A 26,627-nucleotide genomic window follows, 5' to 3' on the forward strand; every position below is an offset into this window, starting at 1 on the left:
CGAGTATCGCAACCTTACCTCTATTTATCACATAAAAATGATGAATTACAGTAGCCGAACTTAATCAAGGAGTTCACACCATGAAAATTGGCATCATCGGCGCAGGTTTTATCGCACGTTCGCTCGCAGAACATGCGTTGGCTAAAGGGCATCAGGTTATGCTCAGCAATTCACGCGGGCCGGACACTTTATACAGCCTGAAAGTCGCTCTCGCGTGTGAAACGGGAACGGTGCAACAAGCCGTAGAATTTGGTGATATCGTCGTCATTGCGATCACGTTCAAACACTATGCGACAGTACCTGCGGAGGCGTTGCGCGGCAAAATCGTAATCGATACCAATAACTATTATCCCGAACGCGACGGTAATTTCGTCGAACTGGATCAACAACTCACCACCACCAGCGAATTGCTCGCACGTCACCTTTATGCATCTCACGTTGTGAAGGCGTTTAACTCCATACGCGTCATCGATCTGGATAAAGATGGCCGCCCACAAGGGGATGAACGGCGCCGCGCCCTGCCCATCGCTGGGGATAATGAAGATGCCAAAAAACGGGTTAGCGATTTGATCGACCAGTTTGGTTTTGACGTGGTTGATGCGGGCGTACTGAAAGAAGGCTGGCGTTTTCAGCGCGGCTCGCCGCTCTACTGTGAATGGTTCAATCAGTCACAATTGAAAAAATCTCTGACGGACCTGACGCGAGAACAGGTAATTGCATAGGCAACTTCCCACCTGTAACCAGGCAGTGATGAACTGCCTCACCGCTCAGGATATTTGCCGAGGTGGCCGTCATCATTCACGCCATCACCCCAGAGAATAACGAGCGTTTCGAACGCCGTGATGTATATGAAATTTCGCTTCAGGATGCCATTAAATATACCGATGGCCCCCTGCGTGAAATAGAAGAAATGGTTCGCTCGGGGCAGTAATAAAAAAACCGCACCGGCACAGGAATAAGGTGGATTTATGGCAATTAAAAAAGGCATATAAGGAAAGCAGAATTTAGGCAGGGCATTCATGAAAAAGCCCCGAAAACGGGGCCTTAGGGTGGATTCAAACGGTCTGGGTCTGCTTTTTATAGATAGAACGGTAATGATTGAGCCGTTCGAAGAAGTTATCGCTCTGTTCACGCGACATATTACCCGCCACGCCGTTAGCATCGACTTCACGTCCCTGAAACTCCAAGAATGCCACCGTAGAAGCGAGAAAATCCATGTTGCTGGTGTTCTTGGCATAGACATAGCACTTTTCCAAAGTTTCCATGATCTCCTCCTCAACATTTACAATAAAGTTGACGTGCCACAAGCAGGATGACAATCGCTCGTTAAATGTGCTGCACCTCTAAGAATACTCTCAAAGGCTAAAAAATATACGCCATACGTGCGGTGTGAGCAAAAAATGGGCAGTGATCGCATAAATACCTAGCGCGGCGAGGACGACTGCGCAGCTTGCAAAACTTGCTCTGCCGTCACCACAGAGCCAAAGTCGTCAAGCACCGAGTAAAACACCTTCATGCCAGCACTCACCGGGCCTTTAGTCGCCGTTAACGCAAAATCAGCCTGCCCTTTTGGGCTTACCATACCGTTTTCCGGCACCAAGGTAGCGACTGCCTGCTGCTTATCGCGGCCCACCGTCATTTCAAGCAATGTCTGGTGAAAAGGCGTGGGGTTGCCGACCACCAACACTGGATTGCCACCCTGTTTTGCCAGGCTAAAGCGCAGTTGCTCCTGAACGTTGGTCGTGTTCACCGTCTGCAATGACCGTGGCCGGTAGAATAATTTGATCCGGGTTCTGAACGCCATCTGCATCTGGCTGGCCGTATTGCTGGCCACTTTCGGCGGGATCTCCAACACGTTAAGCCAAAACACCGACTCACGATCGCTCGGCAGCGTGTGTTCTGCCCCGGTAAACAACACTCTCAGACGCTGTGCCCGCTTCCCGTCCAGGCGCAAGATTGGCGGCGATACGGTAAACGGTGTGGCGATTTTCTCCGGTTCCGCCTCACTATCACCATTGTCCACCCAGACTTGCAGCAACACCGCAGAGCGACCCTCGTTGGTCACGCGCAGCGTCGCTTCCTTATCCTTGCCGTTGACAATCAGGCGCGTGGCTCCCAGGTATATCTCGGCGTGGCTCAGTGGGATAAATAGGGCCATCACCGTAATCAATAGCCAACGGCCAAGCCTGCGATATTGTGGCGTGAAACCATACATAGCTGCCATTTTCACCCTACTTGTAATTGAGCGTAAAAGTGATTGCGGTATTGGCCGTACCAGCAGTTACGGTATTACCCACCTGGAACAAACCAGCCTGCATCGGAACCCGATAGTTGGCCTTGGCCGAACTATCATAGTTATCCAGTAGATAAATAGTGCCAAACGTCACCGGCAGATTGTTGCCACGTAACAACTGGATCCCGACGCCTCGGGCGCTTGAGGTTGCATTCGGTGCCACTACGCCATTGGCGGCATCCAGCACCTGAGTCGTGGCGGCAAAGCTGTAACCAATGCTGGCCAAGCCGGCTGGGCATTGGTTGAACGCCAACTCAAAGGCTTTACGCCCTGCCACTGTCCCCACGCCGTTGAACTGTCCGACGCTGGCCTCCGGCAGATCGACATTCACATTAGGTGTGGTGCAGGTGCCGCCGCTGGCGATCGTGCCGCCGCTTTTGAACTGGGCAATCATGTAGGTGAGATCGCCTGGCGCAGCAATACCGTTATACGTCTCTAAATGTCGCAGATAAATCGGATCGAACAGGGGAATTGCGCCAGCGGTCAGGCCGGTGGTCGTTTTCACAAACCGCACCTGGGCATCAACACCCAAATAGAAGCGGTTACCGCTGTAGTTGACGGTGATAGACTCAGGATGGGTCTGTTGCCCGCCGGTGCCAATGGTCAGCGGCTGCCAGTTGGTCGTTTTACCATTCAGGGTATAACGCCAACGGACGATATACCCCAGGCCGGTTTTTACCGTGGTGTTATACAGCATGTAGGTTTGCCCATCGACCACGATAGTATTACGCGTGGTGTAAGGCGGGTAGCCCTGTACGCTAAACTGCACCGGCTGCTGGTAGGCGCTATTGGGGGTGCAGTTCCAGGCGGTGGAGTTGTAAGAGTTGATCCAAGGACCCAGCACATCACCCACGGCGCTGTCTTTGCCAATCTCAATGGTGGCCGTATCGAAAAACTGATAATAACCACTGTTACGCGCGCAACTGACCGCCAGCCCTTCGGCACTGGCCGCTCCGCCATAGCCAAATATTAGCAATAAGCCAAGAAGCAAGCGCTTACCACGCTGCCGGAACCCCGCGCCAAGCCAGTACGTGAAAAAACGGGTCAAAGTCAGTCGTTGCTTCATTGGCATATTACCTCCAGGCGGCGATAGTCAGATTCAGCCCCAGGCGATACGGCGGGCAGTTGATAGGTAAACCGGCAACTTTCTCCGGCCCCCTCCCCCCATTTCACCTCTAACTGGCCTTTAGGGTTGTTGACTCGCAGTAAGCCTTCACCAACCTGACCGATATACCCCACGCTGCGCTGTTGTTCGTCGGACACGTTTGCGCCAAAGGGCAACGGATTACCAGCAACGTCTCGGGCCGTCACCAGGATCGAGTAGCCGCTTTCGGTCTCATAACGTAACAGCCCGACGGCACCGGCGGTAGGCGCGATCTTCTGGCTGGTGTATTTCAGCTCCACATCCCTGGAAAGCCCTTTCGGATCCAACTCCACGGTATTCTGGCGGTAAGGGCTGAGGTAAGGGACCACCGCCTTCCCGCTGTTATCCAGGCGCAGACCGCTGTAGTTGGTGATCCTGGCCCCCTTGGCGTTTTCTGCCTCGACGATCGCCGAAGTTTCCCCCAGCATCGGTGTAAACACCACTCCACCGCTATAAGCAACCAGGCCACCGGACATATTGGCACCATATTGTTGATAACCTTGGCCTGCGGAAACGCTGCCCCCAACGAAGGCATAAGGTGCGGCCCATGAGCCGTTGACGCCGCCGCTAACGCTGTTGCTACCATTTTTAGCATAGTCGTAGTTGGTAAAGGCGCTGTAGTTATACTGCCGGTCCTCTCCCAGGCTACCGGAAAGCGAGTTCTGCAACCCCTGGCGATCCTTTTGCTGGGTATAGCTGCTGGTCAGGTTAGGCGCACGCGAGCTGGAGCCCAATGGGATCGACAGGGTCAGCATGGCTTTGTTATCCCAGTTTCCGGTTGCCAGGTTGCGTGTCCGTGCGAAGTTAACCCCATAATTCAGCTTGTTATAGTGATTGTTGTAGCTGAGCTGATATTCGCGGTCAGTCTGGTCATGATCCCAATAATCCTGCACGTTGGCATTCAACGCGACCGTCCCAAAACCCTCCGGCAACGACTGGCTGGCGTTGATCTGGAAACGATTACGTCGTTTCCAACTGTTGTAGTCAGCAAAGCCGCTATCGTTACTGTCGCGATCGCGCAGCAACATGGCGTCATCCACGTTGTAATACCCAGAGCTGGAATAGCGGTAGCTGGCCAGCGTGATGTTGGTATCCACCACCGGCAAAATTTTCGCATAGGTGAGCCGTACGCTCTGCCCCTGCTCGTTAGGACGGTTATCAAACTGCGTTTGTGCCTGGGTAATATCCGCCGAGAGCGCACCAAAATCGGTATTGAATGCCAGACCGCCCGAGGCGGCCGCATAGCCATCGGCACCGATCACGCCGGTATAACCCGTCAGCAGGTTAGTGAAACCATGCCTCAAGGTGCCCACCGCAATGGCAGGTTCCTCGCTCACCGAATTATTGCGATATTTCCCCGCCATCAGTGAATAGTGGGTTACACCTGGCCGCAGCAGTTCGGCTATCGAAGCATAGGTGACGGTAAAGCTGCGTTCGGTGCCGTCGGCTTCGGTCACCGTGACCAGCAGATCGCCGCCGCTGCCGGTAGGATACAGATCGTCAATAACAAACGGCCCTGGCGGTACCGTGGTTTCATAAATCTGGCTGCCACGCTGGCTTACACGCACCAGCGCGTTGGTATTGGCGATACCACGCACCACCGGGGCAAAGCCACGTTGGGAATCGCTGTACATACGATCGTCCGAGCTGATCTGAGCGCCAATGAACCCAATGCTGTCAAAGACTTGGCCGTCGGTAGTCGATTGCCCCAGCACCATCCGGCTACGCCAGCCAACCAAAGGCCGCTCCAGATAGGTTTCATTGCTTTGATAGCGAAAACCCTCGTCATCATTCCAATTGGCCGACGCCCGGTAACGCAAACGCCACACGTCCCAGTTCAATCCGCCACGCAACCCCAGAAACTGGGTGGTTTGAGCAGATGAGTCGGAATGATCAGCACGGTAGGCGTTGTAGTCATATTGCAGAGTAGCCGCCGTGATGCCGTTATCCCACAGCTCAGGGCTGACATAACCACGGGCTTCATGCTGCAGCAAAGACTGCGGTGCACGCACATCCAACCGTTGGCCACCGCTATCAAAATTGCCCTCCACGCCAGGCACCAGTTCACCCAGCGCAATACACTGTTCCCCTTGCTGCAAGCGTGACAACACCGCCTTGTCCAGTTTATCCAAGGCAATGTCGAACAGACTTAACAGTTTCAGATCGTAGCAAGGCTGAGCGATGCTGCTTTGCGGCGAAGCCAGGGAAAAGTTGACGTCCTGCCGCCCTTTCCATTGGTCGTTAAGATAGAGATCGATGCGGTGAATGCCGGGAGCAACCGGGTTACCGCTGGAGAACTGGCTGACATCGACGGACGAACGCAGAAAAGACTCGTTGAACTCAATAGCCTCGGTTTCATCCGCATAAGCCAACGCCAAGGGAGCCAGTAAAATGGCTCCGGCAATGTAAATCTGGTTGAGAAAAGTGGGTCGCCAATCAAGACTTACCACTGCCCGCCAACGTCCGCTCATTTTTGTTATCCCCACCGAAATCATCAATCAGGCTGTAAAACGCTTTTAAGCCTGCTGACGGTGCCGATTTCATTCCTTGAATTTTCATCACCAACTCGCCAAAGGGGGCCACCATTCTTTCCTGCGTTTTCCCCAGATCGCCCAGCACTGGCGCGCCTTTGGCGCTGCGAATCTCAATCTGGCGGAAAGTAAGGTAATAAGGCGATGGGTTCTTGGCGACGATTTCGTAACCCGCAGCCCCTTTGCGTAAGCTCAGATCCAGTTTTTCGTAAGCCTGAGCCGGGGTCATTGGCAGGTTATCCGGCCGGTAGAACAGTTTGATGCGGGTACGGAAAGAGAACTGCATCAGGTTGTCGCCCGCGGCTATTTTTTGGGAAGCCTTGGGTGGTATTTCCAACACATTGAGCCAGAACAGAGATTCACGGTTACCCGGCAATCCTCCGCCGGTACGTGCAATGCGCAACGCCTGCCCTTTACCCGGATCGATACGGGCGACCGGTGGCGTCAGGGTAAAAGGCACCTTGACGGTGTCGGGTTTGGATTTGACATCACCGTTATCGATCCAGGACTGGATCAACACCGGGCTCGTCCCTTGGTTACGCAGTTGGGTAATCGCTTCACCGCTGTTTTCGTTATAAATAATGCGTGTGGCGTTGATGATCACACCAGCATCAGCGGCAACTGTCCATGTCAGCGCCAAGCTAAGGGCGGAAACGGTAAATAGAGTTCTTAACATGGCGCTGTCCTCTGAAAGGGATGAGGCTGCCCCCATCCCACGGCTGGATGTCTTACAGGTAGATGATGGTGTAATCCACCTGGGTATTAACCGTACCTGGCGTGACCGTCCCGTTCGCATAGTATTGCGCGTAATAATTCATTACGCCGCCACCGGAGCTGATATCAACGGCCAAATCGCCTTGGCTATGTGCATTACCCGCCATGATGCTGCCCAGATTGGCGTTCAACAGCTGAACCTGAACGTTGGTCGCCGTACCCGATGCCGAGTTGTTCAGGCGACCGGTGCTCTGTTCAACATAAGCACCTGCTTCAAAGAAGGTGCTGGCAGTATTAAGTGTAGCCCCCGCACAGTTGGTCAGTGCGATACTGAAAGGTGTTGCCCCTGCTGTTGCCCCAACGGCTGGCAGCGCAGAGATGGAAATAGTCGGCAAAGTTACCGTGGCGTCTTTAGACTGGTTGTTAACCGAAATATCGCAGGTAGTGTCAGTAATGGTACCGTTGATGGTAATGGTGCCATCTGCTGCCAGGGCAGAACCCGCAAAAGTCATACCGATAACAGCGGCCAGCAGGGTAGTTTTGGTGTTGTAAAATTTCATAATGATCCTAATCCGTTACAAGATAACTGTAGTTAACCAAGCACATTGCCGATTGGTGCGCCCGAGAATCTTTACTGTCATCGGTCCGTTATTTACCATCTTGCCGTACTTGTTTGTTTCCACCGTTCTGCAATAACTCCGCAGGTTCCGTGGTGAGCGTCATCAGTCAGTGACTTAAGAAAAATCCCAACCACCCGTTGACGAGAAAAATCTTAACCCGCAATCGGTATAAAAGAATCATTAACTATTAACCTGCAATTATTTAGGTTTTAAACCTAAATTTAATGTTTTAGATCACTAATTTAATGCATAAAGCTCTGTATGGCCTCATTGTTAAGCACAAAAAACTTGTTTGTTTTATGTTCAAATTATACAAATTTTAAACAATTCGGCGAGTTATTGCTCATCCGCCAAAAAACCAGACTACTGTTGCGATGATCAGGCCCATTCTTTTACTTGGCCTCACTGCAACAACGGCAAGCTGTCGTTCTCTAACCCTGAGCAAAACTCTATTTTGTGCTCACGTACGATGGTACAGCGCACAAAAAACAGGCGGCTCACGCCAGAAATAAAAGAGCGTACCTGGTTGCTGCGTATCACCAGTAGATATTCATCTGCCCGGCATTCGGCTTTTCGTTGCTCCACATAGGACAACATGTCCTGATTCAGACTGGGGCCGGGGACACCTGACTGCGTGGATGTCGACATAAACACCTTGCAACTCCCCGCCTTGCCAAGAAATACCTCCTGTCTGGCAAGCGAATTGGTGGCGTACATCGTAGAAGCGATCCCCAGTACAAAGACCAAACCAGCAACCCCAGCGATCAGCCCCCAACCAAGACGTTTTTTGTTAACTGGAGTCGCAATCTCTACGCTTGTCGGCAGATCGGGCTCATCATCCATCTCTGAAGCGATAGCAACATCATCGTCAGTCTCGGCTTCCAGCCCGCTCTCTACTGGCAAATAGGCCTCATTGCCTACTGTCTGTGCAGGAACTAGCGGAGTAAAATGTCCATCGTCTTCCTGGCTGATTTCAACCTGGATCTCGCGGCGTAACATGAACCCTATTTTCGGCACGGTGACAATCACCTCATCATCGATACCCATCACCTTAAGCACCCGGCGCAACTTGCTTACGCATTGATTAAGGTTGTTATTGCTGGAGATCATGCCGTAGTCGTCCCACACCTTTTTGAAAATCACCTCCCGTTCCACGGGTTTGCCATAGTTGGCGAGCAGTAATTGCAAAAGGCGTTTGGCAGGATTGGAAATAGAAGTGGGCTCATCGGAAAAGTCGCTTGGACCCAACGTTCCGCTATCATCATCAAACAGCACACGATCGTTAAATCTGTATTTCATGTTAATCCGGACCATCATTGGGCTTATAGGATAATTCTGGCATAAGTTCCTAATAAAACATCAGTCACCGTTCAAAAAAGATACGGTGCAACAGTGCTCTCAGCTTGACGGCCTACGCAGTGATTTTCCTCGCGCGTTAAGAACGCCAATCTCTGGCATTGTTGTCGCCAACCGGTCACAATGCGGCTCACTTCCCCCCAAGCAGGAAATATGATGCCTTGCCACTATCCCGCCCAATACGCCTTCGATAGCGAAAGCGATGCCTGGCAAATTACCCTACGCGATTTCCCCGAGCAGCAGGCCGCCTGCTACAAACGTGAGGACGTTGAACTGGAGGCGCAGGAAAGCCTGCTGACGGCTATTGCCATTGAAATGGAAGAAGGGCGTCCAGTGCCTACGGCCTCCGCATTACAAAGCGGCGATATCGCCCTGCATTTGCCGGTGCTGGTAAAATTAAAGCTGGAACTGCATAACCATATGTTGAGCAGCAACACGTCAAAAGCGCTGCTGGCTCGCCAGATGGGGCTTAACGGTGCTCAGATCGATCGGTTGCTGGATGTGGCCTATGCCTCGAAAGTCGAGGCCCTTGAGCAAGCCCTGTTTCTGCTGGGCTACGAAGTGCATACCGCGGTAGTGGCGATCCACCTGCCATCAGAATAAATAGTTTGCCCAGAGAGTAAATTTTTACCGTTTTGCGCCGATAGGGTTATTAAACAACCACCGATTGCAAAGTGAAGGCTAAAAATGGAACTCAACCGTCGTCATGTCTGGGCCGCTATCCTGCTTTCTTGTCTGATCTTCTGGGCTATCCTGATTGCCAGCGTCAGCGCCGTGGCCTGATGCATTGCTCCTCATAGTGAGGCAAATCGCGTCTCCCCCTGGCAGGGTAAAAAATCGGCAAAAGTGTGATCAAAAACACAGTATTGAAATGGGTAGGATTTTGGGAGTACATTAGCGCCGATCCTGTTGCGATTCCTGGATAACCTCAAGGAACTTGAATCGCAACGACCGGTAAATCGTAGCTCAGGACGTTGTTCCTTCTGATTGAAGAACCCGCCATCCGCCGCTGATTTGCCACAAAATACTCAGACAACAATCGGGATCGTTGGTTTGCGAGGACTCCACAAGGAGTTGTTACGTGAAATACTTTTTGATGGGCGTTTCATTCATGCTGGTTGCATGGGTAGGCACCTTCATGCTGATGGTTGCCTAACAGCAATCTCACCAGGTACATAGATAAAGGGGCGCTTCTGCGCCCCTTTGTTGTTTCTGCACCGCGAATTATTTGCCGGGCATCATCCGGCGCATGGTGTCGTCACCCCGCACATAGTGATGATAAATTGCGGCCAAGGCATGGATGCCGATGATGAAATATCCCGTGTTTGCCAAGGTTTCGTGCACCATTTTCAGCGTGCGGCGTATGCCCGCATCGGGCGTGACCCACTGCGGCACCTGCCAGCCCAACAGCATCCACTGTTTGCCACCATAGGCCAACGTCAAGAAGCCCAAAATCGGCAACGATAAAAACAGCAGATACAGCACCCAATGGAGAATTTTCGCCCCTAGCGCCTGTAATTCCGGCAAGGCCGGAGTGATCGGCGGCGTCGGATGCCGGTGGCGTAGCCCAAGGCGGATAAACATCAGCACAAACACCGACAGGCCAAAGTTAAAGTGCAGATCCTTCACCAATGCCGCGCTGTCATCCGGCACAGAGTCCTTCAGCAATATGGCACTGTAAGTCAGGATCACCATCACCAGCGTCAGCCAGTGCAGGAGGATTTGCGATTTGGCAAAACGAACGCTCATAGAGACTCCTACTAAATACGGTATTAGCTGAGCATAGCGGATAACAACTGAAAAGAACCTTAAGTAGAAGAAAAATCAGGATTGTGAGTACGTAACACGCCCCTCACCCTAACCCTCTCCCACAGGGAGAGGGAACCGATCGAGCGTGTTTGAAATTGTGGTGACTTACCTTGGATGAGAGACAATCGAGCTTGCTGAGATTATCGCTTTACTTCCAAACGAGCAGCGGCTGCCAGCTCCCACAGGGAACCGATCGAGCATGTTTGAAATTATAGTGACTTACCTTGGATGAGAGACAATCGAGCTTGCTGAGATTATCGCTTTACCTCCAAACGAGCTGGGGCTAATAGCTCCCTCTCCCTGTGGGAGTGGGTGAGGGGCATGTTTGAAATTGTGGTGACTTACCTTGGATGAGAGACAATCGAGCTTGCTGAGATTATCGCTTTACTTCCAAACGAGCTGGGGCTAACAGCTCCCTCTCCCTGTGGGAGAGGGTTGGGGTGAGGGGCAACAGCGATTGCCGAGTCTCAGGCAACACACCAGCTCCCTCAAGATGAGGGGTTATTTGGTAGCAGGGGTTGCCGTTTTAGCTGGCTTGATTAACCCATCGGCACGGAACATCCCCTTGATGCCGCGCACCGCCTGGCGGATACGATCCTGGTTTTCAATCAAGGCAAAACGCACATGGGTATCGCCGTAATCGCCAAAGCCGATCCCCGGCGATACGCACACTTTAGCCTCCGCCAACAGACGCTTGGCGAACTCCAGCGACCCCAGATGCGCGTAAGGCTCAGGAATTTTGGCCCACACATACATCGAGGCTTTCGGGTTCTCTACCATCCAGCCGGCTTCGTGCAGCCCTTTCACCAGCACGTTACGGCGCTGGCGATACTGCTCGGCAATGTCCAACACACACTGCTGATCGCCTTCCAATGCGGCGATAGCGGCCACCTGCAACGGCGTAAAAGTGCCGTAGTCGTGGTAGCTTTTAATGCGTGCCAATGCGCTAACCAGCTCAGGGTTACCCACCATAAAGCCAATCCGCCAGCCGGCCATATTATAGCTTTTCGACAAGGTGAAGAATTCTACCGCAATGTCTTTGGCTCCCGGCACCTGCATGATCGAAGGTGCTTTCCAGCCGTCATAGACGATATCGGCGTAGGCCAGATCGTGGATCACCAGCACGTCATACTGCTTCGCCAGCGCCACTACCCGCTCAAAGAAATCCAGTTCTACACACTGCGCCGTCGGGTTGGACGGGAAGCCCAGGATCATCATTTTTGGCCGCGGAATGGTTTCACGAATGGCGCGCTCCAGCTCACCAAAGAAATCCACGCCGTCCACCAGCGGCACGGAACGCACCTGCGCACCGGCGATCACCGCGCCATAAATATGGATCGGGTAACTTGGATTCGGCACCAGCACCGTATCCCCGTGATCGAGCGTTGCCAACATCAGATGCGCCAGCCCCTCTTTCGAGCCGATGGTCACAATGGCTTCGCTCTCAGGATCGATATCGACCTGATAGCGTTCTTGGTACCAGTGCGAAATAGCTCGGCGTAGGCGCGGAATACCGCGTGAGGTTGAATAGCCATGCGTATCGTCACGCTGGGCTACGGTGCAGAGTTTCTCTACGATATGCGGCGGCGTCGGGCCGTCCGGGTTACCCATGCTGAAATCGATAATATCTTCCCCGCGACGGCGCGCGGCCATCTTCAGTTCAGAGGTGATATTAAATACATAAGGGGGCAGGCGTTCGATGCGCGTGAAACGGCGCGGGTTGTTATCAGACATAGCTACCTCGAAGAGACGTTAGCGCCCGGACCATCCGAGCGACGCTGGCCACAGAATGGCCGAACATCGAACATAACTCAGCCTTGTCAGGCTGTCGAGCCCCCCGCATAACAATTTTTTTACCGTTTGGCAGCCGCAAACTCCGTCGCCAGCAACCCCAACCGCCAGTCATTACACCACCGGTCCGCCAGGCGGAAATTGTCACGCAACGTCCCTTCCAGTTGAAAACCGCAGCTCTCCAACAGACCCCGTGAGGCTAAATTCCCCTCTGTCACCGTGGCATACACTTTGTGAAACCCGCAGGCATTGAAGGCAAAGTCCAAGATCACGGGCAGCGACTCTTTGCCATAACCTTTCCCTTGCCCTTCCGGCAGGCTGCCAAAACCCACTTCGGCCTGCTGGCAAGGGGACCACTCAGGGCGAAACCCGGTCATTCCCACCGCGTGACCGCTGTTTTTTTCTCTCATCACCAGACACAACCAGCGATCGCAATGCTTATCCCATGCGGGCAAGCGTGCTTCAAAACGTTCACGGATCTCGTGTTCCGGCAGCGGATCGGCAATGTAACGGATCACCTGGGGATCCTGGAACAAACGTAGGAATAACGGCCAGTCATCTGCCGTTAGTGATGTCAGCAGCAAGCGCGGTGTTTCCAATTTCATCAGGTAAATCTCCGAAAAACGAAAGAGAGGAAGTTACGAATGAAAGACATCCCTTTATTTTCCCCTATTAAACCCAGATAATCGTTAACTAGGTTACAACAAAACAGCAACTTTATAACACTACCCTACCACCACCATCCTCGCCCACCGGCGGGCCAAGGAGAACACCATGGCTTCATTACTCATCGATGATATTCCTGCCGCAATAAAAAGCGTCAAGCAGCAGTTACGCCAGGCTTTACCCAACTATCGCGAAGTCTTCCTGGAACTGGAAGACAATATTCGCCAGCAGGTGGAGCAAATCCGTCAGGAACTGGCCAACGGCCAGGACCCGGTGCCGCAGGTGGACGCCGAAGATATCCTGCAACAACGTGTTACCGAACAACAAATTGCCCTGATTAAACAGCGCGGCGTGTGCGCAATTCGGGGCGTATTCCCACGCAGCAAAGCCGAGGCCTGGAACCAGGAGATCGGCGATTATCTCGAACGCAATAATTTCGTCGAGCGGCTAAAAAATGCCGCCGAAGATAACTACTTTGGCAAACTGGCTGCCAGTAAGCCACAGATCTATGGCATTTACTGGTCAAAGCCTCAGGTCGAGGCTCGTCAAGATCAGCGCATGCATGCGGTGCAGGTGTTCCTCAACAGCCTATGGGCAACCGAAAGCAACGGTAAACAGCACTTTGACCCAACGCGTGTTGCTACCTATGCCGACCGAACCCGCCGCCGCCCGCCAAACTCCTCTTCGTTGGGCCTTTCCCCGCATGTGGATAGCGGCACCATCGAACGCTGGCTGGATGAGAATTTCCGCTATGTCTATCGTCACGTGTTCTCCGGCAACTGGCAGCAATACGATCCCTTTGCCGCCGATGGCCGCACCGAAGTGCGCGAGATTGCCTCACCGGCGGTTTGTTCCATGTTCCGCACCTTCCAGGGCTGGACGGCGCTGACACCGCAACGCACCCACGCCGGAACGCTGAACGTGGTACCGATCGCCAACGCCATGGCCTATATCCTGCTGCGTGCCCTGCAAGACGATGTGGCGGATGACGATCTGTGCGGAGCCGCACCAGGCCGGGCGCTCTCTATCTCGGAACAATGGCATCCCCTTTTATTAGGTGGGTTATCCCCTATTCCCGACCTGGAGCCGGGAGATACGGTATTCTGGCACTGTGACGTGATCCATTCGGTAGAAAACGAGCATAACGGCGAGTTCGACAGCAACGTGATGTACATCGCCGCCGCGCCGGGTTGCGAGAAGAACGATGCCTATCTGCAACGGCAGTTGCCAAGCTTCCTGTCCGGCAAAAGCCCGGTGGATTTTGCTGCGGATGATTTCGAAGTGGATTTCATTGGCCGCGCCACCGTTGACCTGCTGACGCCGCTAGGCAAGGCGCAATTGGGTATCAAATAGCCCTGATGATCGCGGTGTGCTCCGGCCACCGCGGTCATTGCCACGCTGTGATATACTGTGGTCTCCCGTTCGTCGCAGTGAGCCGCCGTTGTGCACCCTGTTTTTGAAATGTTGTTAGCGGTCTTCGATCGTGCCGCCCTGATGTTGATCTGCCTGTTTTTCCTCACCCGCACCCGGCTGTTTCGCCAGCTGTTGCAAAAGGAAGATCATACTCCGCTGGAACTGGCCGCAGTCACGGCCATCTTCTCTCTGTTCGCCCTGTTCAGTACTTATTCTGGCATCAACGTCGAAGGCTCTCTGGTTAACGTACGCGTGATTGCCATTATGGCCGGGGGGATCCTGTTTGGCCCCTGGGTCGGCATCATTACCGGCATTATCGCCGGATTGCACCGCTATCTGATCGATATCGACGGTATCACCTCGGTTCCCTGCCTGATCACCAGCATTATTGCCGGGATCGGTGCCGGTTATATCAACCTGAAAGTGAAGAAAGGCCAGCGCTGGCGTGCCGGGATCTTGGGAGGCATGCTGTGCGAATCACTCACCATGCTGCTGATCGTTGCCTGGGCCAAACCCACCGAACTCGGGCTGGATATCGTGTCTAAAATTGCCCTGCCGATGATCCTCGGCACGGTGTGTATCGGCCTGATCGTGCTGCTGGTGCAAAGCGTCGAAGACGAGAAAGAGGTGATTGCGGCGCGGCAGGCCAAGCTGGCGCTGGATATCGCCCGTAAAACACTGCCCTATTTCCGTAATATCAATAGCGAATCGCTGACCACCATTTGCGAAATTATCCGCCACGATATCAATGCCGATGCGGTCGCCATCACCGATACCCAACATGTGCTGGCCTACGTTGGCGTGGGAGCAGAGCACTACCCACTCGGGCGCGCAGGGCTGAGCCGAGTCACGCTGGAAAGCATCCAGCAGGGCAAAATCATCATCAAAAACAACCTCGAGAACCAGACCGCACCGCAGATCCATTCCCAACTGGTGATCCCTCTATGGGAAAAGGGTGAGGTGACCGGGGCACTGAAAATTTACTACTGCCATGCCCATCAGATCACCAATACGCTGAAGGTGATGGCGGTTGGTCTGTCGCAGATTATCTCCACCCAGATGGAAGTCTCGCGCATTGAGCATCTGCGCCAAATGGCGGACAAGGCCGAAATGCGCGCGCTACAAAGCAAAATCAATCCGCATTTCCTGTTTAATGCGCTTAACGCCATCTCGTCGTCGATCCGGCTTAACCAGGATACTGCCCGCCAGTTGATCATCAACCTCTCACGTTACCTGCGCTATAACCTGGAACTGAACGACGAACTGATCGATATCCGTAAGGAACTGCATCAGATCCAGGACTATATCGCCATCGAGCAGGCGCGCTTCGGCAGTAAGCTGACGGTGATTTATGACATCGACGACGATATTGCCGTGCGCATCCCCAGTCTACTGATCCAGCCGCTGGTGGAAAATGCCATCGTGCACGGTATTCAACCCTGTAAAGGGAAAGGCGTGGTGGTGATCGCGGTGAAAGATCGGGGCGATCGTGTCAGGATTTCGGTGAAGGATACTGGCAACGGCATCGATCCGATGGTAATCGAACGCGTAGCGCGCAATGAAATGCCTGGCCACAATATCGGCCTGCTCAACGTACATCACCGGGTTTCATTGCTCTACGGCGAAGGATTGCGCATCCGACGGCTGGAGCCGGGAACGGAAATCGCCTTCTATGTCACCAAAAATGGCAATAAACTGCAGAGCGAAAACAGCCCACAACCTGTCGGGGAACAGCTATGAAAGCCATCATTGTGGAAGATGAGTTTCTCGCCCAGCAAGAGCTGACTTATCTAATTAATAAACATAGTAATATCATCATCGAAGCCACCTTTGAAGACGGCCTTGACGTGCTGAAATACCTGCAAACCCATCAGGTCGATGCCATTTTCCTCGATATCAATATTCCGTCGTTAGACGGCGTATTACTGGCGCAGAACATCAGCAAGTTTGCGCATCGTCCGTCGATCGTGTTTATCACCGCCTATAAAGAACATGCGGTGGAGGCGTTTGAGATCGAGGCGTTCGACTACATCCTCAAGCCGTATCATGAAGCACGTATCATCACCATGCTGCAAAAGCTGGAAGCATTGCATAGCCGACCGGCGCAGACGCCGGAGCCTAGCGCACCAGCAAATCGCACCAGCCACAGCATCAACCTGATCAAAGACGAGCGCATCATCGTCACGGATATCAACGACATCTACTACGCCGCCGCCGATGAGAAAGTCACGCGGGTCTATACCCGGCGCGAAGAGTTTGTGATGCCGATGAATATCACCGAGTTTTACCAACGGCTGCCGGAAGAGTTTTTCTTCCGCTGCCACCGGTCGTATTGCGTCAATCTGTCCAAGATCCGGGAAATCGTTCCATGGTTCAACAACACCTATATTCTGCGGCTGAGCGATCTGGATTTTGAAGTTCCGGTCAGCCGCAGCAAGGTCAAGGCGTTCCGCCAACTGATGCGCCTGTAATTACCAGCGTGGACCTCCACGATAATAACCCGGTGGTGGCGGAGGCGGCATCCGGTGATAACGTGGCCCATCACGCCATTCACGCGGTGGCGGCCCATAGTATTCACGTGGGCCATAATATTCGCGTGGGCGATGCTGGTACCACCAGCGTGGTTCACGCCAGCGATAACCATCCCAGTAATGGCCACGGTCATCACGATCGCCAATATGCACCGACATACCGGGCACATTGATCCCGACAGAAACATCCGCATGGCTCACCGCAGGCAGTGACAGCGGCAGCAACGCAGCCAATAACAACAGCATTTTTTTCATTGGGTAACTCCCAGAGAACAGAACCTGTCCATTTCCCCATCACAGTAGTTCCGCACCGGTACGTTCTCTATAGGACGAAAGCCCAATTACGTCTTTCAGACATATCCTTCACAATTACCACACAGTTTGCCGCGTCGGTTTAGCCATCTATTTGACATATCTTTGATATAGATCACGCCCGGCAGGCCGCATTCCAACAGCATTTTGGCCCTTATTCGGCAACTCATGCAGCGATAACGGCATTTCATTCCTCGGCAGCGGCAGTTCATTCCCGATCCGCCATTGGCAACGATCGCCCCCTTTATAATAAGCCCATACCGCAGGGCTCTGGTGGCCTTGCTAATTTTGCCAATAGGCAACGCCATTACAGGAAGGAGACCGGCCATGAACAGCAAACCGGCAAATCGCAGCTTAATCGTTCTCGGCACCATCATCTGCCAGATGGGCCTCGGCACTATCTATACCTGGAGTCTGTTCAACCAGCCGTTGGTAGACAAGTTCCACTGGGGCCTTGGCGATGTCGCTACCACCTTCTCGATCACCAGCTTCTTCCTGGCCTTTGCCACACTGTTCGCCGGTAAACTGCAAGAGCGTTTCGGTATTCGTAATCTGACGCTGGTCTCCGGCGTGCTGGTCGGCCTGGGATTGATTGCCAGCGCCCACGTGCAATCGCTGGATATGATTTATCTGTTAGCGGGCGTGGTGGTCGGTTTTGCGGTGGGTATCGCTTACATCTCTACGCTGTCTAACTTGATCAAATGGTTCCCAGACAACAAAGGGCTGATTTCCGGCATCTCCGTCGGGGCGTTCGGCAGCGGCAGCCTGTTGTTCAAATATGTTAACGCCGCCTTGATTAGCGGTGCCGGCGTCTCTGCCGCCTTCTTCTACTGGGGCGTGATCGTGATGGCGCTGATTGTGCTGGGCTCCATGCTGCTCAAAGAACCGGTGCAGGTTAACCAACAGGCTAACCACGGCACGCTGGGCAACGATTACACCGTGCGCCAGATGCTGGCCAGCAAAGAAGCCTACATGCTGTTCGTGATTTTCTTCGCGGCCTGCATGAGTGGCCTGTATCTGATTGGTATCGTTAAAGACATGGGCGTACAGCTGGCTGGGATGGATTTGGCCACCGCCGCCAACACCGTTTCCGCCGTGGCAATCTTCAATACCGCAGGCCGCATCATTCTGGGCACCCTGTCCGATAAAGTAGGCCGTATGCGCGTCATCAGCTTCACCATGCTGGTCACTATTCTGGCGATTGCCGCACTGAGCTTCGTGACGCTGAGCCATACGTTGTTCTTTATCTGCGTCGGTGCGGTTGCTTTCTGCTTCGGTGGCAACATTACCGTCTTCCCGGCGATTGTCGGTGACTTCTTCGGTCTGAAAAACCACAGCAAAAACTACGGCATCATTTATCAGGGCTTTGGTCTGGGCGCGCTGGCAGGGTCGTTTGTTGCCAACCACTTCGGCGGCTTCCACGCGACCTTTATGGTGATGGGTGTGCTGTCGGTGATTTCACTGCTGATCACCCTGTTTATCAAAGCGCCGAAAGCGGTTGAGCAGGAAGAAGAGTCTCACGCAGAGCCGGTATTGGCTAAGGCCAACGGCTAATCACCCCATAGTCTTTGGTCGGCAAAAAAAGGGGCGCAGCCAAACTGGTAGCGCCCCTTTTTTATTGGCTGATTACAGGTGTATCCCCAGTGTCTGGCGTAGATGGGCACCGGCTCCCAGCAGCCCCGGTTGGGAATGGGTGATCATAAAGACTGGAATTTCACGTACATAGTCTTTAAAGCGGCCCTTGTCTTCAAAGGCGGCGCGGAACCCGGAGGCCTTGAAGAACTCCATAAAGCGCGGCACGATGCCCCCGGCGATATACACCCCACCAAACGTCCCCAGGTTCAACGCCAGGTTGCCGCCAAACCGCCCCATAATCACGCAAAACAGTGACAAGGCACGGCGACAATCGGTACAGCTGTCCGCCAGCGCACGCTCGGTGATGTCTTTTGGCTCCAGCTTCTCGGGTAGCCGCTTATCTGCCTTAACGATGGCACGGTACAGATTCACCAGCCCAGGGCCAGACAGCACACGCTCCGCTGAGACGTGCCCTACTTCGCCACGCAGTACCTCGAGGATGATGTCCTCTTCTTCGCTGTTCGGTGCAAAATCCACGTGGCCGCCCTCACCCGGCAGGCTCACCCAGCGGCGGTTAACGTGCACCAGATGCGCTACCCCCAGGCCAGTACCCGCACCGTAAACGGCAATCGGTTTATCCTTTTGCGCTTTGCCACCGCCAAACTGCAACACGTCATCTTCGGACAGCATCGGGATAGCCATCGAAACCGCGGTAAAATCGTTAATCACTTCCAGGTGCTTTAAGCCCAGGCTTTCTTTCATCGCTTTGATGGAGAAGGCCCAGGTGTGATTGGTCATGGCGACCCAATCCTCCGTTACCGGGCAGGCGATGGCAATACAGGCATCCTGAACCTCCAGTTGCAGCTCGGCCAGGTATTGGCGGATCACCGCTTCCAGGCTATCGAACTCCAGACCAGAATAGGTTTTCGCCTGGGCGATCTCGCCCGTCTCGACAGTGCACAGCGCCAGGCGGGCATTGGTGCCGCCAACATCACCTACGAGGGCATAGGTCATCGGTGTTTCTCCCTAAAATGAATAATGCGAAATTGGGTACACTGTAAAATCACGCCGCCCAAACAACAATCGCCATTCTGTGGCCCGCTGCGCAATAGCGATCTCGATCACAAAAATCGTTTCAGCCAGCACCGTTTTCACCGATTTATACCGGCGGTTACAGATTGGCGCAAAAAACGTGAGATGAAAGCGATGGCGTGCGGCTACCATTAGCGAAATCGCTCCGTTGGAGCTATATACTATGCAAACCATTTCTCTGGGGCCTGGCGATTCTGCTGGCTTTACTCTCTGTTTTCCCTGCCAATCAGGGACGTAACAACAAGGGATCCTGCATGCTGCATCCGCGCGCCAATGCTATGTTGGCCTTCGCCCTGCCCGCGATCGTTATCGGTTCTGTCTCCAGCCTGATCCTCATCTTGCTGATGGAAAGTGCCAGCATGCTGCAGAGTTTACTGTGGACTCGCCTCCCGGAACTGCTCAATATCGATAGCCATTCACCCTGGTGGACCATAGGTATTCTCACGCTGACCGGTATAGCCATTGGGTTGATCATACGTTTCGTACCGGGCCATGCCGGGCCAGATCCGGCTACCGAATCACTGATAGGCATGCCTTTGCCGCTATCCGCCGTGCCGGGGTTGGCGTTAGCTTTGATGATCGGCCTGGCAGGCGGCGTCAGTTTGGGGCCGGAAAACCCGATCACCGCCATCAATATTGCCCTGGTGGTCGCACTCGGGGCCAGACTATTACCCAAAGTGCCCAAGATGGACTGGATCATCCTCGCCGCCGCGGGCACGATTGGCGCGATGTTTGGTACACCGGTTGCCGCCGCCCTGATTTTCTCGCAAACGCTGGGGGGGAATAGCGAAGTCCCCCTGTGGGACCGGCTGTTTGCCCCGCTGATGGCCGCTGCCGCCGGGGCCGTCACTACCCAGATGTTCTTTACCCCGAACTTTGCCCTACAGCTTGATGCTTACGAGGTGACCCGGCTACGCGATATCTTCAGCGGCTCAGTGGTCGCGCTGATCGCTATTGCTCTGGGGATGGTGGCGATCTGGTGCTTCCCACGTATGCACCACATGTTCCATTCGCTGAAAAATCCGGTATTGATGCTCGGGCTAGGCGGTCTGTTGCTGGGTATCCTTGGGGTCATTGGCGGAGATATCACCCTGTTCAAAGGGTTGGATGAGATGAAACTGTTGGTGGTCGACGGCAGTTTCACCACCAGCCAATTGTTGGTGATCACCCTGACCAAGCTGGCCGCCCTGGTGGTAGCTGCCGCCAGTGGCTTCCGTGGCGGGCGTATTTTCCCGGCGGTATTTATCGGTGTCGCACTGGGGTTGATGTTGCATCAACATGTTCCGGCGGTTCCGGCAGCGATCACCGTTTCTTGTGCCATTATGGGGCTGGTGCTGGTAGTGACTCGCGACGGCTGGCTGAGCCTGTTTATGGCCGTGGCGGTGGTGCCAGAGCTGCACCTGTTACCGATATTGTGTATTGTGATGTTGCCCGCCTGGTTAGTGCTGGCGGGCAAACCTTTAATGCTGGTAGTAAAATACCAGCCTCCGCATGAAGACTAGGCCAGAGCATACTCGGCAGCGGCATGCGCATGAATTGCCGTGGTGTCGAACACCGGCACCGCGGCATCTTGTGCGCTAACCAACAGGCCGATCTCGGTGCAGCCAAAGATAATCCCCTCGGCGCCCTGCTGTTCCAGCTTGGCAATAATCCGGCGATATTCATCGCGTGAGGTATCAACGATCTTGCCCAGGCACAGCTCTTCATAAATGATGCGGTGTACGATATCGCGATCGGCAGCATCCGGCGTGACCACTTCGATAGCAAATTTATCCTGCAAACGCCCACGGTAAAAATCCTGCTCCATGGTAAAGCGCGTACCGAGTAAGCCGATACGGCGAATATTTTGCTGCCGTACCTGCAATGCCGTGGCATCGGCAATATGGATCAGTGGCAGACCGCTGGCCTGTTCCACCGCATCCGCCACCTTATGCATAGTGTTGGTACAGATCACGATGGCTTCGGCACCGGCAGCACGCAGCGAAGCGGCGGCCCCTGCCAGCAAACGGCCAGCGCCTTCCCAATCACCTTGGTGTTGCAAGCGTTCCACCTCATGAAAATCCACGCTGTAGAGCACGATTTTGGCTGAATGCAGGCCACCAAGCCGCTGTTTCACCTGCTCGTTGATCATTCGGTAATAGGGAATGGTGGATTCCCAACTCATCCCGCCCAATAATCCCAACACTTTCATTCGGTTCTCCTTGGTTTTGACTCACTATCAACCAGACATTACCCGAGAACGACCCGACTGACGAAGCAATTATTTGCTGCGCGAACTGCTAGCCTGAGCCTGGCGCGGCTCGAACCAACGCTGGCGCAGGGTATCGTAGAGCCAGTTATACGCCATGGTATAGGGCAGGAAGAACAGGAAGAAACCAATCTCCAACACAAAGGCCTGCCACAACGAAATATTGAGCATAAAGGCGGCTATCGGCAGACCAATCAGCACAAACCCGGCTTCAAAGCCAAAGGCATGGCCAATACGCACTTTGAGCGTTCTGACCACTCGGCTCACCGGCCACAGCCGATCAAAGATCGAGTTATAGACGATATTCCACAGCATGGCGACAGTAGATAACATGATCGCCAGCGTCCCGACCTGTGCCATAGAGCGGTTAAGCAACCATGACCCCACAGGGGCACAGATCATTACAGCGATAGCTTCGAATCCCACTGCGTGAACGATACGTTCAGTCAACGACTTGTTTTGCAACTGCATACTTCACCTGCTTTGTGATCATTATTGAAAAAGTCAGGTGATTATCATCGCTTTTTTGCGTAGATTAAAAATAGGTTCCATCGATAAAGTAGATACATCATGCGCTATTCCCCAGAAGCCCTCCTGGCCTTTGTTGAGGCCGCCGCGTTAGGCTCGTTTTCTGCCGCCGCACGCAGGTTGCGCAAAAGCCAATCCACCATCAGCACCGCCATTGCCAATCTGGAGGCAGATCTCGGACTGACGCTGTTCGATCGCCAAGCCCGCCAACCAGTATTGACGGAGGCCGGCCGCAAGGTGCTGGGCCACGTGCAGGAAATTCTCGCGGCCAGCGAACGGCTCGATGCGTTGAGCATCCGCTTGGGCGACAATATCGAACCACGGCTGACCATCGTTTTTTCCGATACCTATCAACCCAACCATCACGATAACCTGCTGAAACATTTCGAGCGGCGTTATCAGGATATCGAGCTGGAATGTATGATCGCCGAAGGGGAGGATGTGCTGGATCTGCTACAGACTGGCCGCGCTCACTTGGGGATGCTGGCGGTTCAACCCACCTATCCCCCCGAGATTGCCGTCTCCAGGCTGCCAGAACAGACTGAAATGGGGCTGTTTGTTGCTCATGACCATCCACTGACCCATCTCCCTGTCCTGACACAAGCCCACCTTGCCAGCAGCCGCCAACTTTACCTCAACACCTATACCAGCAACAACGCGGCCAAACCGCGCGGGCGAACCTGGTCGGCACCCAGCTATCTGATGCTGTTGGAGATGGCGGAACAAGGGGCGGGTTGGGCGATATTGCCGCACTGGCTGGTCAAACAGTACGGACAGCAACGTCTGACAGAGCTGAAAATGCGTGGCTGGCCGCAAACCATCTCGGTAGACGCCGTATGGTCCAAGCTTACCCCGCCGGGGCCAGCGGGGCTGTGGTTATTGGATCGCCTGCTGGAGAATGCCACCGATCAGGCCGCCGCATTACGCGATTGAATGGCCCGTGAAACGCTATCTAGCAGTTCGGGAAAATCCATTTTCGGCAGCACCACCTCGATAAACGCCAGTTGCTCGCAACCACCGACCTCTCCAAGCGCCGCACGCAGTTGCTCAGGCTCGGTGACACGCAGGCACTTCATCTTATGGTCGAGCGATAAAGCCTGCGGTAGCCGCGTCCAGTTCCATTGCGCAATATCGTTATAGCGCTGTTCCGGCCCATGGATGGCTCGCTCGATAGTGTAACCGTCATTATTCAGCAGCAAGATCACCGGCTTTTGCCCATCGCGCAACATACTCCCCAACTCCTGCACGGTAAGCTGAGCGGCTCCATCACCAATCAGCAATATCACTCGACGCTGAGGCTCGGCAGTCTGCGCGCCAAACGCCGCCGGTAAGGTATAGCCGATCGATCCCCATAAGGACTGTACGATAAACCGGCACCCCTGCGGCAACGTCAGCGACGCAGCGCCAAAACAGGCGGTACCCTGCTCCGCAATCAGGATATCTCCCGGCAGCAAGAAGTCTTGGATCTGCTGCCAGAAACCATGTTGATCCAGACCGCTGGCACTGGGACCTGGCAGCGCTGGCCGTTTGATCGACGGCAACGTCCATTTGCTGGCCAACGATAACGTCAGTTGGTGCAAAGCCTTCACCGCGTCCCGCATCGGGACCTGGCTGAATACCTGCTGCCCAACCCTTGCCTCGAACGGCTGAATATCTATGCATTTATCCACGGGCAGGTTATGACTAAAACCGGCAGTGATGGCGTCGGTGAAACGCACCCCGACGTTAATCACCACATCGGCCCCCTCAATCTGCTGCCTGACTTGCGGATCGCTCGCGGCTGCGGCATAGGTTCCGGTGAAGCAGGCATGGGTTTCATCCAACACGCTTTTGCCTAACAGTAATGTGGAATGAGGAATATTGACCTCATTCATCCATTGTTCCAGCACCGGTTCGGCACCAAAGCGTTCGGCCAGGAAATCCGCCAGCAGGGAAACCTTCTGCGCTGCCTGCAGTTTTCCCCGTGCGGCGGCGATAAATGCCTGTAGGGAAACGTCGGACAGATTGGGCTGGCGTAACACTAAAGGTACCGGGCGCGAAGCCAACGGAGCTTCAGCAACGTCACTTGGCAACAGCAGGTACACCGGGCGGCGCTCGTAAAGTGCGGTGGTCAACAGGCGATCGATTTCCGCTTCCGCATTGCTGGCCGTCAGGCTGGCCTGGGCGATAGTGACCTCTTTCGCCATGCGGGCAAAATGACCAAAATCCCCATCCCCCAACGAATGGTGCAACAAATCCCCGGCACGCTGGGCTCGCAAAGCCGGGGCGCCAACAATGTGGATCACCGGCAGGTATTCGGCATAGCTACCGGCAATGCCGTTTATCGCACTTAATTCACCCACGCCAAAGGTGGTCAGCAGTGCCGCGGCAGGCTTGCAGCGGGCATAACCATCGGCAGCATAGGCGGCGTTTAGCTCATTGGCGCAGCCGACCCAGGTTATCTGCTGATGATCAATAACGTGATCGAGAAACTGCAGGTTGTAATCTCCCGGTACGCCGAAAAAGTGGCGAATGCCAATCTGGGCTAACCGATCGAGAAGGTAATCTGCCACCGTATAGCTCTTGCTCATGATCATCACCTAGGTAACGGGAGAATGGTTAGTATTAAGTATTAAAGATGCTGCCGAATTTTCGAACTTTATCGGCAAGAGGCACTGGAAACCTCACTTTACATCTACGCACTAACGGTATGCAGTAGAGATCATCCATAAGCAATTTGAATAAATGGCGGACAATTAGCGTGATCTGGCACTCTGACAACCCAGATGTAAGCGCATACACTGAATATCATTTCCCGCCGTCGATGAGGATTATATGGTTTATCAAGCTGAGCCTGCCCGCTACCAGAATATGGAATATCGCCGCTGTGGCCGCAGCGGGCTGCAACTGCCAGCCGTTTCGCTCGGTATGTGGCACAACTTTGGTGATAGCTCGCTGTATGACAATGCGCGCAGTCTGGTACATCGTGCCTTCGATCTTGGCATTACCCACTTCGATCTGGCCAATAACTACGGGCCACCGCCGGGTTCTGCCGAGGAGAATTTCGGCCGCATTTTGCATCAGGATCTCCAGCCTTATCGCGATGAGCTGATTATCTCTTCCAAGGCGGGCTACACCATGTGGCCTGGCCCCTACGGTGACTGGGGATCGAAGAAATACCTGGTCGCCAGCCTGAACCAGAGCCTGCAACGCATGCGGCTCGACTATGTGGATATCTTCTACCATCACCGCCCTGACCCAGATACGCCGCTGGAAGAAACCATGGCGGCGCTGGATTTGATAGTCCGCCAAGGGAAAGCGCTGTATGTCGGGTTATCGAATTACCCGGCCGAACGGGCGCGGCAGGCATTTGCCATACTGCAACAGCTTGGTACTCCTTGCGTGATCCACCAGCCGAAGTACTCGATGTTTGAACGCTGGGTCGAACCCGAGTTGCTGGATACGCTGGAAGAGCATGGCGTGGGGTCTATCGCCTTCTCACCATTGGCCGGAGGCATGCTGACCGATCGCTATCTGCAAGGCATTCCGCCTGATTCACGCGCAGCGAGCGGCAGCCGATCGCTCACTCCCGAGCAGATTACCGAAGCGAAACTGCAAAAGGTTCGCCAACTGAACGCGCTGGCAGAACAGCGTGGCCAAAAGCTTTCGCAGATGGCGCTGGCCTGGGTATTGCGCAACGATCGGGTCACTTCCGTTTTGATCGGTGCTAGCAAAGTCAGCCAGATTGAAGATGCGGTCGGTATGTTGGCCAACCGTAAGTTCAGCGCAGAAGAAATCGCCAAGATTGAGCAGATACTGATGTAATCGCTTACAAACCGCCGGTGGATTATCGGCGGTTTTTTCACCTTCCTCCTCAGATAACTCCCAATCCCTGGTGTTCCCCATGGCTTTCAGAATTTCCCCAAAGGCGCAGCCGCTCCACGGCGATAGCATCCCTCGGATAAATACCTCATGGATTTTACGCATAGCGTTAAAGAACGAGGGATAACAACCGTTTTGCATGG

Annotated in this window: 25 protein-coding genes and 1 pseudogene; 11 read left to right on the plus strand and 15 right to left on the minus strand. The window is 54.0% G+C overall.

Going from position 1 to position 26,627, the window contains the following annotated elements; genetic code table 11:
- Positions 1-80: 80 nt before the first annotated feature.
- Entirely contained in the window at positions 81-722 is a 642-nt protein-coding gene (locus N6G83_RS50720; RefSeq protein WP_211136117.1) for an NADPH-dependent F420 reductase, read from the plus strand.
- Between the two features lie 25 nt (positions 723-747).
- Positions 748-931 (plus strand): annotated as a pseudogene (locus N6G83_RS50725) (PTS fructose transporter subunit IIB); the annotation flags it as partial.
- 124 nt (positions 932-1,055) lie between these two features.
- Here N6G83_RS50725 and N6G83_RS50730 read toward each other — a convergent pair.
- The 7 genes from N6G83_RS50730 to N6G83_RS50760 form a co-directional block, all read right to left on the minus strand.
- The gene (locus tag N6G83_RS50730; RefSeq protein WP_074030359.1) at positions 1,056-1,265 is read right to left on the minus strand and encodes a hypothetical protein; all 210 of its coding nucleotides are present in this window, start codon (positions 1,263-1,265) and stop codon (positions 1,056-1,058) included.
- 158 nt (positions 1,266-1,423) lie between these two features.
- Positions 1,424-2,224, minus strand: a complete 801-nt coding sequence (locus tag N6G83_RS50735; protein WP_211136118.1) for a molecular chaperone — start codon at positions 2,222-2,224, stop codon at positions 1,424-1,426.
- Between the two features lie 7 nt (positions 2,225-2,231).
- Positions 2,232-3,359, minus strand: coding sequence for a fimbrial protein (locus N6G83_RS50740; protein ID WP_161629488.1), 1,128 nt, complete (start codon positions 3,357-3,359; stop codon positions 2,232-2,234).
- On the minus strand, positions 3,356-5,908 hold the full coding sequence (locus tag N6G83_RS50745) for a fimbria/pilus outer membrane usher protein (protein ID WP_211136119.1): 2,553 nt from the start codon (positions 5,906-5,908) through the stop codon (positions 3,356-3,358). The genes N6G83_RS50740 and N6G83_RS50745 overlap by 4 nt, the downstream gene beginning before the upstream one ends.
- Complete coding sequence (locus N6G83_RS50750) at positions 5,874-6,644, minus strand: molecular chaperone (RefSeq protein ID WP_024529236.1); 771 nt, start codon at positions 6,642-6,644, stop codon at positions 5,874-5,876. Before N6G83_RS50750 ends, N6G83_RS50745 begins: the two co-directional genes overlap by 35 nt.
- A gap of 52 nt (positions 6,645-6,696) precedes the next feature.
- A complete protein-coding gene (locus N6G83_RS50755) occupies positions 6,697-7,242 on the minus strand; it encodes a fimbrial protein (RefSeq protein WP_024529237.1) in 546 nt (181 codons plus the stop codon).
- 462 nt (positions 7,243-7,704) lie between these two features.
- Positions 7,705-8,601: a transcriptional regulator gene (locus N6G83_RS50760; RefSeq protein ID WP_211136120.1), complete on the minus strand. Its 897-nt coding sequence runs from the start codon at positions 8,599-8,601 to the stop codon at positions 7,705-7,707.
- A gap of 213 nt (positions 8,602-8,814) precedes the next feature.
- Here N6G83_RS50760 and N6G83_RS50765 point away from each other — a divergent pair, with 213 nt between their 5' ends.
- Entirely contained in the window at positions 8,815-9,261 is a 447-nt protein-coding gene (locus tag N6G83_RS50765; protein WP_211136130.1) for a hypothetical protein, read from the plus strand.
- A 478-nt stretch (positions 9,262-9,739) separates the two neighbouring features.
- The gene (ypdK, locus tag N6G83_RS50770; RefSeq protein WP_099782600.1) at positions 9,740-9,814 is read left to right on the plus strand and encodes a membrane protein YpdK; all 75 of its coding nucleotides are present in this window, start codon (positions 9,740-9,742) and stop codon (positions 9,812-9,814) included.
- A gap of 68 nt (positions 9,815-9,882) precedes the next feature.
- Here the strand turns inward: ypdK and N6G83_RS50775 are convergent, their stop codons facing one another.
- From N6G83_RS50775 to N6G83_RS50785, 3 genes are all read right to left on the minus strand, one after another.
- The gene (locus tag N6G83_RS50775; protein ID WP_199062353.1) at positions 9,883-10,407 is read right to left on the minus strand and encodes a cytochrome b; all 525 of its coding nucleotides are present in this window, start codon (positions 10,405-10,407) and stop codon (positions 9,883-9,885) included.
- 561 nt (positions 10,408-10,968) lie between these two features.
- Positions 10,969-12,201, minus strand: coding sequence for an alanine transaminase (gene alaC / locus N6G83_RS50780; protein WP_074030349.1), 1,233 nt, complete (start codon positions 12,199-12,201; stop codon positions 10,969-10,971).
- A 119-nt stretch (positions 12,202-12,320) separates the two neighbouring features.
- Positions 12,321-12,863, minus strand: coding sequence for a GNAT family N-acetyltransferase (locus N6G83_RS50785; protein WP_074030347.1), 543 nt, complete (start codon positions 12,861-12,863; stop codon positions 12,321-12,323).
- 169 nt (positions 12,864-13,032) lie between these two features.
- Between N6G83_RS50785 and N6G83_RS50790 the strand changes: the two genes are divergently transcribed.
- The 3 genes from N6G83_RS50790 (at position 13,033) to N6G83_RS50800 (ending at position 16,808) form a co-directional block, all read left to right on the plus strand.
- Positions 13,033-14,277 carry a DUF1479 domain-containing protein gene (locus N6G83_RS50790; protein ID WP_211136121.1) on the plus strand — a complete coding sequence of 415 codons (1,245 nt, stop codon included), beginning with the start codon at positions 13,033-13,035 and terminating at the stop codon, positions 14,275-14,277.
- Between the two features lie 108 nt (positions 14,278-14,385).
- Positions 14,386-16,077: a LytS/YhcK type 5TM receptor domain-containing protein gene (locus tag N6G83_RS50795; RefSeq protein ID WP_282440829.1), complete on the plus strand. Its 1,692-nt coding sequence runs from the start codon at positions 14,386-14,388 to the stop codon at positions 16,075-16,077.
- Complete coding sequence (locus N6G83_RS50800; RefSeq protein ID WP_024531241.1) at positions 16,074-16,808, plus strand: LytR/AlgR family response regulator transcription factor; 735 nt, start codon at positions 16,074-16,076, stop codon at positions 16,806-16,808. The genes N6G83_RS50795 and N6G83_RS50800 overlap by 4 nt, the downstream gene beginning before the upstream one ends.
- On the opposite strand, the gene N6G83_RS50805 is transcribed toward N6G83_RS50800, so the two are convergent.
- The gene (locus N6G83_RS50805; RefSeq protein WP_211136124.1) at positions 16,809-17,123 is read right to left on the minus strand and encodes a DUF2502 domain-containing protein; all 315 of its coding nucleotides are present in this window, start codon (positions 17,121-17,123) and stop codon (positions 16,809-16,811) included. It abuts the gene before it with no gap.
- Between the two features lie 384 nt (positions 17,124-17,507).
- Here N6G83_RS50805 and N6G83_RS50810 point away from each other — a divergent pair, with 384 nt between their 5' ends.
- Positions 17,508-18,734 (plus strand): OFA family MFS transporter, encoded by a 1,227-nt coding sequence (locus N6G83_RS50810; RefSeq protein ID WP_024486104.1) that lies wholly within the window; start codon positions 17,508-17,510, stop codon positions 18,732-18,734.
- Between the two features lie 72 nt (positions 18,735-18,806).
- Here the strand turns inward: N6G83_RS50810 and glk are convergent, their stop codons facing one another.
- On the minus strand, positions 18,807-19,769 hold the full coding sequence (gene glk, locus N6G83_RS50815; RefSeq protein WP_024531243.1) for a glucokinase: 963 nt from the start codon (positions 19,767-19,769) through the stop codon (positions 18,807-18,809).
- 332 nt (positions 19,770-20,101) lie between these two features.
- On the opposite strand from glk, the gene N6G83_RS50820 reads away from it, so the two are divergent.
- Positions 20,102-21,349, plus strand: coding sequence for an ion channel protein (locus N6G83_RS50820; protein ID WP_211136126.1), 1,248 nt, complete (start codon positions 20,102-20,104; stop codon positions 21,347-21,349).
- Here N6G83_RS50820 and N6G83_RS50825 read toward each other — a convergent pair.
- The gene (locus tag N6G83_RS50825; RefSeq protein WP_024486101.1) at positions 21,346-22,038 is read right to left on the minus strand and encodes an aspartate/glutamate racemase family protein; all 693 of its coding nucleotides are present in this window, start codon (positions 22,036-22,038) and stop codon (positions 21,346-21,348) included. The genes N6G83_RS50820 and N6G83_RS50825 overlap by 4 nt on opposite strands.
- Positions 22,039-22,107: 69 nt before the next feature.
- A complete protein-coding gene (locus N6G83_RS50830) occupies positions 22,108-22,566 on the minus strand; it encodes a multidrug/biocide efflux PACE transporter (RefSeq protein WP_211136127.1) in 459 nt (152 codons plus the stop codon).
- Positions 22,567-22,665: 99 nt separating this feature from the next.
- Between N6G83_RS50830 and N6G83_RS50835 the strand changes: the two genes are divergently transcribed.
- Positions 22,666-23,556: a LysR family transcriptional regulator gene (locus N6G83_RS50835; protein ID WP_074030334.1), complete on the plus strand. Its 891-nt coding sequence runs from the start codon at positions 22,666-22,668 to the stop codon at positions 23,554-23,556.
- On the opposite strand, the gene N6G83_RS50840 is transcribed toward N6G83_RS50835, so the two are convergent.
- Positions 23,532-25,193 carry an alpha-keto acid decarboxylase family protein gene (locus tag N6G83_RS50840; RefSeq protein WP_211136128.1) on the minus strand — a complete coding sequence of 554 codons (1,662 nt, stop codon included), beginning with the start codon at positions 25,191-25,193 and terminating at the stop codon, positions 23,532-23,534. The two genes, N6G83_RS50835 and N6G83_RS50840, sit on opposite strands and share 25 nt — an antisense overlap.
- 244 nt (positions 25,194-25,437) lie before the next feature.
- Here N6G83_RS50840 and mgrA point away from each other — a divergent pair, with 244 nt between their 5' ends.
- Positions 25,438-26,427: an L-glyceraldehyde 3-phosphate reductase gene (mgrA, locus tag N6G83_RS50845; protein WP_065683015.1), complete on the plus strand. Its 990-nt coding sequence runs from the start codon at positions 25,438-25,440 to the stop codon at positions 26,425-26,427.
- Positions 26,428-26,627 lie beyond the last annotated feature (200 nt).

This window comes from Serratia sp. PL7, assembly GCF_945957435.1.

Bases quoted from the DNA above. Each gene is read 5' to 3' on its own strand.
- N6G83_RS50720 (WP_211136117.1), top strand. From the start codon at position 81: ATGAAAATTGGCATCATCGGCGCAGGTTTTATCGCACGTTCGCTCGCA.
- N6G83_RS50730 (WP_074030359.1), bottom strand. From the start codon at position 1,265: ATGGAAACTTTGGAAAAGTGCTATGTCTATGCCAAGAACACCAGCAAC.
- N6G83_RS50735 (WP_211136118.1), bottom strand. From the start codon at position 2,224: ATGGCAGCTATGTATGGTTTCACGCCACAATATCGCAGGCTTGGCCGT.
- N6G83_RS50740 (WP_161629488.1), bottom strand. From the start codon at position 3,359: ATGAAGCAACGACTGACTTTGACCCGTTTTTTCACGTACTGGCTTGGC.
- N6G83_RS50745 (WP_211136119.1), bottom strand. From the start codon at position 5,908: ATGAGCGGACGTTGGCGGGCAGTGGTAAGTCTTGATTGGCGACCCACT.
- N6G83_RS50750 (WP_024529236.1), bottom strand. From the start codon at position 6,644: ATGTTAAGAACTCTATTTACCGTTTCCGCCCTTAGCTTGGCGCTGACA.
- N6G83_RS50755 (WP_024529237.1), bottom strand. From the start codon at position 7,242: ATGAAATTTTACAACACCAAAACTACCCTGCTGGCCGCTGTTATCGGT.
- N6G83_RS50760 (WP_211136120.1), bottom strand. From the start codon at position 8,601: ATGAAATACAGATTTAACGATCGTGTGCTGTTTGATGATGATAGCGGA.
- N6G83_RS50765 (WP_211136130.1), top strand. From the start codon at position 8,815: ATGCCTTGCCACTATCCCGCCCAATACGCCTTCGATAGCGAAAGCGAT.
- N6G83_RS50775 (WP_199062353.1), bottom strand. From the start codon at position 10,407: ATGAGCGTTCGTTTTGCCAAATCGCAAATCCTCCTGCACTGGCTGACG.
- alaC (WP_074030349.1), bottom strand. From the start codon at position 12,201: ATGTCTGATAACAACCCGCGCCGTTTCACGCGCATCGAACGCCTGCCC.
- N6G83_RS50785 (WP_074030347.1), bottom strand. From the start codon at position 12,863: ATGAAATTGGAAACACCGCGCTTGCTGCTGACATCACTAACGGCAGAT.
- N6G83_RS50790 (WP_211136121.1), top strand. From the start codon at position 13,033: ATGGCTTCATTACTCATCGATGATATTCCTGCCGCAATAAAAAGCGTC.
- N6G83_RS50795 (WP_282440829.1), top strand. From the start codon at position 14,386: ATGTTGTTAGCGGTCTTCGATCGTGCCGCCCTGATGTTGATCTGCCTG.
- N6G83_RS50800 (WP_024531241.1), top strand. From the start codon at position 16,074: ATGAAAGCCATCATTGTGGAAGATGAGTTTCTCGCCCAGCAAGAGCTG.
- N6G83_RS50805 (WP_211136124.1), bottom strand. From the start codon at position 17,123: ATGAAAAAAATGCTGTTGTTATTGGCTGCGTTGCTGCCGCTGTCACTG.
- N6G83_RS50810 (WP_024486104.1), top strand. From the start codon at position 17,508: ATGAACAGCAAACCGGCAAATCGCAGCTTAATCGTTCTCGGCACCATC.
- glk (WP_024531243.1), bottom strand. From the start codon at position 19,769: ATGACCTATGCCCTCGTAGGTGATGTTGGCGGCACCAATGCCCGCCTG.
- N6G83_RS50820 (WP_211136126.1), top strand. From the start codon at position 20,102: ATGCTGCATCCGCGCGCCAATGCTATGTTGGCCTTCGCCCTGCCCGCG.
- N6G83_RS50825 (WP_024486101.1), bottom strand. From the start codon at position 22,038: ATGAAAGTGTTGGGATTATTGGGCGGGATGAGTTGGGAATCCACCATT.
- N6G83_RS50830 (WP_211136127.1), bottom strand. From the start codon at position 22,566: ATGCAGTTGCAAAACAAGTCGTTGACTGAACGTATCGTTCACGCAGTG.
- N6G83_RS50835 (WP_074030334.1), top strand. From the start codon at position 22,666: ATGCGCTATTCCCCAGAAGCCCTCCTGGCCTTTGTTGAGGCCGCCGCG.
- N6G83_RS50840 (WP_211136128.1), bottom strand. From the start codon at position 25,193: ATGAGCAAGAGCTATACGGTGGCAGATTACCTTCTCGATCGGTTAGCC.
- mgrA (WP_065683015.1), top strand. From the start codon at position 25,438: ATGGTTTATCAAGCTGAGCCTGCCCGCTACCAGAATATGGAATATCGC.